This window comes from Methanosarcina spelaei (assembly GCF_002287235.1).
Taxonomy (GTDB): Archaea; Halobacteriota; Methanosarcinia; order Methanosarcinales; family Methanosarcinaceae; genus Methanosarcina; species Methanosarcina spelaei.
The window spans coordinates 1-3,883 of record NZ_LMVP01000169.1 but is presented as its reverse complement, the minus strand read 5'-3'; the positions used below and the strand labels follow the sequence as shown (position 1 = coordinate 3,883).

The following is a 3,883-nucleotide window of genomic DNA, read 5'->3' as shown; positions in this document are numbered from 1 at the left end:
CCTAGCTTCGGCAGGTTAACGCAACTAGAGGTATATATTTTCATATTCCTCTCCCATTAGACTCAATATCTTCCAATGAATCTCTTCCATATTTAGAATTTCTGACTTTGCTTTCCCTTTTTTCTGAGTTATAAGTTCTGTAATTTCCTGAAACTTGAAAAATATCCATCTCATTGTCGGTCTTTTTGTTGGTTTTCCTTTCTGATCTGGAACCGTTTCATTTTCTTCTTCTAATTTTGTCCTTAATTTCCATTCCGCAATTGAATAAATCATCAAGCAGAGAACCATTATCATTGTCAACGCTTCAATTCTTGATTTATTCTTGAGATACACCTTCGATACGCTAAAGGTATCACTTTTCAAAAATCTGAATCCTTTTTCTACTTTATCCTGTCCTTTATAATACTTCAGCATCTCTTCAGGAGAAAGACTGATATCATTACTTGCAAGAATGAAAAGTCCCATTTTTTCCATTTCTTTTAAAACAAAATCATCATTAACCTTTATAACCCCCTCAATCCTGTAATATGTCTTCAATTTCTCATCTTTAGAAATTCTGCCTCTTTTACCTGTTTCACGTTTTTTAACGGTTTTCAAATCTACTTTTTCAAACACAATAGAAGGGAAATCTGCAATCCATTTTTCTGCTGCTTTTAATGCATCTTCTTCACAGAAAAAGTCCTCTCCTACCAGTTTTTTAAGCGACTTTTCTGCTTTTTCAAGTTCATTTTGAAGCTTCTTTCTGAGAGTTATCTCTTTCTTTTCTTTCATTTTATGAGAAAGCAACAAAACCCACTTTTGCTTGACTCCCCCATAATCAACAAAGGTTTGATAAAATGAGTATCTTTCATCGCTTTTCAGTGGCTTCAGGTTTAGATTTGCAGTTAGCAGTTCCTTTGCCTCATTAATTGTTGCAGGAACACGACTGATCCAGAATGACTTTCCTATATTATTGATATTATTGTCAGTGTAAAAGGAACTATCAGCGACATAGTACACTTTGCTTTCAGGACTTAAAGCTGATTTGAGAGACTTTATTGCTTCCAGAATTGTGCTTTTGTCGGAAGCATTCCCTGAATGAGTGTTCATAAAAAGGGGTATTCCATGCTGATTTACAATCAAACTTAGCACAAATTGTTTGAGATCCCATCTTCCGTTTTTGGGAATTCCAAAAGTGATATCAATAGACTCCGTTTCTTCGTCTTGATAATCACCATAAACGCTGACACTTGTAGTGTCAGCGTGTAAACAATGGACAGGAATAGGTAGACGGTTCATAATGTGAAGAACAATTTCCGTAAACAGTTTTGTAGGACCATACTTTACGATTCTGTCAAGAGTTTCTCCGATAGCATATTGATTCAGATCTTCTCGTGTTACACCTTCTCCAAAAAGTCTTTCTATAGAAATATTCCTGAAAAAGTCAGGAAAAAGGTATAGACGTTGACCTATGAAACCAAGACCATTGAGTACCATGGCAAGGATGCAGACTGAGTGAGGAATCTTGTGATCCCTTTCCTTTGGGAGTTTCTCATCGATCAGTTTGTCAACTTCAAGTTCTCGGAAAACTCCAGCAATGAGACCAAGGTGACCTAAAAATCTTGTACGTTTTATTGAGGATTCGACTAGTCGACTGTTGTTTTTGTCTGCCATGGAAAATCAAGAAAAAAGATGTGAGAATAATTATATTAACTTATATGTTTACCTGCCGAATCTAGGATGATAGTCCATATAAATTTTGTTCCTTATCAGTATAATATACTTCACGTCGTTAAATTTCCTGCAGGTTCCCATAAACGACCAAATATTGACCCCAAAAACGTATGGAAATATTCATTTTTGTTCTAGAGCAAAAATTATCATATACAGGTTTTACAATAAAAATTCGTACATTATATTTAAAGGGAATTTGCAACAAATTCACAACAATGCCTAAATATTGAATGCTTTTTAGTACTGATATTCGGAATTTCAGTTAATAAGAACTACTGATTATTGAAGAAAGTAAAGAATTGTCAACGCCGATTTAATTTTCCCCACATTGGTCGGTTTAAAATTCCTCACCTTTTGATATAAAGTTTACTCAATTTTTCATGAATTCACTCAAAATCACTGGTACAGATTTCCTGTTTTTATTCCCTGTTTCTTTCTCTCTTTCAGCCTGTAACTTTCTCCTTTGATGTTAATTGTCGTACAATGATGGAGAAGCCTGTCAAGTACAGCAGCCGCTATAACATGGTCCTTGAATATCTCTCCCCATTCTCCATATGACTTATTCGATGTCAAGATCACTGAACTCTTTTCATAACGTCTGGAGATTAGCTGAAATAGGCAGTGAGCTCCTTCCTCATCAAACGGGAGATATCCAATTTCATCAATTATCAACACTTTAAATTTCATCAAGTCCCTGATCTTCTTTTCAAGTATTCCTTCTCTATCTGCTATTTTCAACCTATCAATAAGGTTTCCTGTATTGGTAAAGTAAACCGAAATTCCTGCTTTTGCTGCTTCAATCCCAAGAGCAATTGCAAGATGAGACTTTCCAACTCCAGGAGGACCGAGCAAAACAATATTCTCTGCATTATGAACAAATCTCAACGTTGCAAGGTCTTCTATGACTTTTTTATCAATAGATGACTGAAACTCAAAATCGAATTCTTCAAGCATCTTTTTAACAGGAAAAACTGCACTTTTCATCCTTCTCTCAACTGCAACAGCTTCCCTGTGTTTCTTTTCCTGTTCAAACAGATAATCAAGGACTTCCATTGTTGTCTTGCTGTCCCTTGCAGCAATTTCAAGATAGTTATCAAGAAGCTCTTCAATAGTATTCAGTTTCAAGTACTGCAGATTAGTGTGAAGTCTTTCATAGCTGAAGTTGTTCATTCAAAACCACCTTCACTAAATGTTTCATAGACATCAAGAGACCTCTTTTCAACTTCAGGACCTGAGAACTTCAATGGAATCTGTGAATCCTTCCTGTATTTTGAATTCTCTTTAAGAATCTCACTCAGTAGACCCTGGAAATGTTCCTTTTTCCTGGCAACTCTGCAGTTACCTGGAAGAATTTCATGTTCACAGACCTTTTCATAATCAACATAGACCTCGAATTTTCCTTCGAAGATCTGAAGCTCTGCAGTTCTTCCTGCAAACCTGTAAGGAACAGAATACTTATTTCCAAGGAAAGAAATATAACAATCTCTGGAGACCTTTCTGGTCTCCTTATGGACAACTTTGTAAGGAGGAACCTGATCCCAAGGGCTCAGGTTTTCCTCCTTAAAGCGTTCAAGAGGGATTTGATATGTTGTTCCGTGGACAGTTGAATTTACCCTTTCCAACCACCTGTTAACTTGGGCGTTCAGGTCTTCGAGAGAGGTAAACTGTCTTCCAAGGAAAAAATCCCTCTTGACGTAACCTACCGTATTTTCAATCTTGCCTTTTGTCTGAGGTCTATATGGTCTGCATAACCGTGGAATAAAACCAAAGCATTTGAAGAAATCCTCAAACTGTGAGTTCCATTCAGAATCTGATGATTTTAAGGCTCTTTTGATAACAACCTGTTTCATGTTATCATAGAGAATCTCCTGTGTAAATCCTCCAAAGTACTCAAAAGCATTCAGATGACACTGAATAAGAGTGGGAGTGTCTATGTTCAGTGTAAATTCAACATATCTCATTCTGGAATATCCAAGAATCATGTTAAAGCAAAAGAGTTTCTTTACCTTTCCATCAACCTCAACTGTTCCTAACTCTCCCCAGTCAACCTGAGCCTGTACACCTGGTTTTGTTTCATAGCGAAGTATGGCAGGGGTTTCCTGCTCAGGTCGGACTTTTTGTACGAAGTCCTTGACTATGGTTTTTCCTCCCTCAAAACCCATTTCTTTTA

At 36.6% G+C, this 3,883-nt stretch carries 3 protein-coding genes; all 3 read right to left on the bottom strand.

Going from position 1 to position 3,883, the window contains the following annotated elements; all coding sequences use genetic code 11:
- Window positions 1–24: 24 nt before the first annotated feature.
- On the bottom strand, window positions 25–1,653 hold the full coding sequence (locus ASJ81_RS09935; protein WP_095644288.1) for an IS1634 family transposase: 1,629 nt from the start codon (window positions 1,651–1,653) through the stop codon (window positions 25–27).
- A 456-nt stretch (window positions 1,654–2,109) separates the two neighbouring features.
- Window positions 2,110–2,883: an IS21-like element helper ATPase IstB gene (istB, locus tag ASJ81_RS09930; RefSeq protein WP_095643032.1), complete on the bottom strand. Its 774-nt coding sequence runs from the start codon at window positions 2,881–2,883 to the stop codon at window positions 2,110–2,112.
- Window positions 2,880–3,883: IS21 family transposase (istA, locus tag ASJ81_RS09925; protein ID WP_095644289.1), on the bottom strand; the 1,004-nt coding region annotated here is incomplete at its 5' end. The genes istB and istA, both read right to left, overlap by 4 nt.

What these genes read in the sequence shown, in the direction of transcription:
- istB (WP_095643032.1), bottom strand. Translation starts at nt 2,883, where the DNA reads ATGAACAACTTCAGCTATGAAAGACTTCACACTAATCTGCAGTACTTG.
- ASJ81_RS09935 (WP_095644288.1), bottom strand. Translation starts at nt 1,653, where the DNA reads ATGGCAGACAAAAACAACAGTCGACTAGTCGAATCCTCAATAAAACGT.